3 protein-coding genes are annotated in these 1,717 nt (G+C 29.1%); all 3 read right to left on the reverse strand.

The genetic code is table 11. From position 1 onward, the window contains the following. Nucleotides 1-259 (reverse strand): serine O-acetyltransferase (locus tag VLM92_RS17015; protein ID WP_414708170.1); only part of this gene is annotated, 259 nt, incomplete at its 3' end. A gap of 51 nt (nt 260-310) precedes the next feature. Next, nucleotides 311-1,210, reverse strand: coding sequence for a cysteine synthase A (cysK, locus tag VLM92_RS17020; RefSeq protein ID WP_325277511.1), 900 nt, complete (start codon nt 1,208-1,210; stop codon nt 311-313). A gap of 174 nt (nt 1,211-1,384) precedes the next feature. Beyond that, on the reverse strand, nt 1,385-1,717 hold a 333-nt coding region (locus tag VLM92_RS17025), incomplete at its 5' end, for an SPASM domain-containing protein (RefSeq protein ID WP_325277512.1).

Raw genomic sequence — 1,717 nt, forward strand, 5'->3', positions numbered from 1 at the left:
CAACTCCCATTCCATGATCTATTAATATACTTTCTCCTAGTGTTGCCCCTGGATGTATCTCAATACCTGTTAAGAACCTTGCTATTTGAGATATAAGTCTTGCAGTAAAAAAACGCTTATGATTATATAAAAAGTGTGATATTATGTGCATTATTCTAGCGTGAATAGATGGATATAGTAAAAACACCTCTATCTTACTTGTTGCTGCTGGATCATTTTCCATTATATATTCTATATCTTTATTTATTTTTCCAAACATATTTATCATCCCCTTTAATTTTTTGTTATGTCTTTTAATTAAATCAATTTATTATTTAAATATATCCATAGATATATATTTTTCAATACCATCCGGTGCTATTGTGACTATCTTTTTATCAGGATACATTTCAGCTAATTTTAAGGCCCCAAAAACATTAGCTCCTGAAGATATTCCTACTAATATAGATTCTTTATCCGCCATTAATCTAACACCTTCAAAAGCTTCTTCATCATCTATTGTCATTACTTCATCTACTACATTAGCATCATAGTTTTTAGGAATAAATCCTGCTCCTATACCTTGAATTTTATGAGGTCCACTTTGCCCATTAGATATAACTGGTGATTTTTTAGGCTCTAGAGCTACTATTTTTATATTAGGATTTTTCTCTTTTAAATATCTTGCCACTCCACTTAAAGTACCCCCTGTACCTACACCACAAACAAATATATCTATATCACTTACTTGGTTTAATATTTCAACGCCTGTAGTTTTATAATGACCGTCTGGATTATCTTCATTATCAAATTGATTTAAACTTTTGTAAGTAGAGTTTTCATTTAAAAGTTCCTCTGCCTTTTTAATAGAACCACTCATTCCTAATTTTCCATCTGTAAGAATAAGCTTTGCTCCGTACGCTTTCATAAGCTCTCTTCTTTCTACACTCATAGTCTCTGGCATTACTATTATTACTTCATAGCCTTTTAATTTCCCTATCATAGCTAAAGCTATTCCAGTATTTCCACTAGTTGCTTCTACTAATACATCCCCTTTTTTTAGCATACCTCTTTTTTCTAGACCTTCTATCATAAAATAAACTGCTCTATCTTTTATACTTCCCGCTGGATTATATTTTTCTAATTTTACATAAACATTAGAGTTTCCTATATTATTTAATTTAACCATAGGTGTATTACCTATCATGCTTAATATATTTTCATTAATCATATTATTATCCTCCTTTGCTCATTATCAAAATGATAACTATAAGTCTATTATATTATTATCAATTTGATAATGCAACATAAAATTTTTTTATTATGAAAAAAAGGTAGCTCTATTATAATAGACCTACCTTTTTCATATTATTCATTTTACATCCCTAATATTGTTTTATAATAATTATTTACACATCTTAAGTGCAATATCAAATGCAGATTTTTTTAAAACACAATCTAATGTTTCTTCATCTTGTTCAACACCATTTACAATCATTCTTGATGGACAGCCTCCAGGGCAAATATAAAAATAATCACATTCACTACATTCTCCTGGAGTTTGCTTAGTTAATTCAATATATTTTAAAGGTATATTATTTATATTTCCCATATAGTACTCTGATTTATTAATTAACGATCCACATGGATATACATCTCCCTTAGGCAAAATCACATATGAGCTACCACAAGATGCATAGCAATAATTCTTATTACATGCTGAAGAGGAAAGTCTTTT

The sequence above is a fragment of the Romboutsia sp. genome, from assembly GCF_035470145.1.
Lineage (GTDB): Bacteria > Bacillota > Clostridia > Peptostreptococcales > Peptostreptococcaceae > Romboutsia_D.

Bases quoted from the DNA above. Each gene is read 5' to 3' on its own strand.
- cysK (WP_325277511.1), bottom strand. From the start codon at position 1,210: ATGATTAATGAAAATATATTAAGCATGATAGGTAATACACCTATGGTT.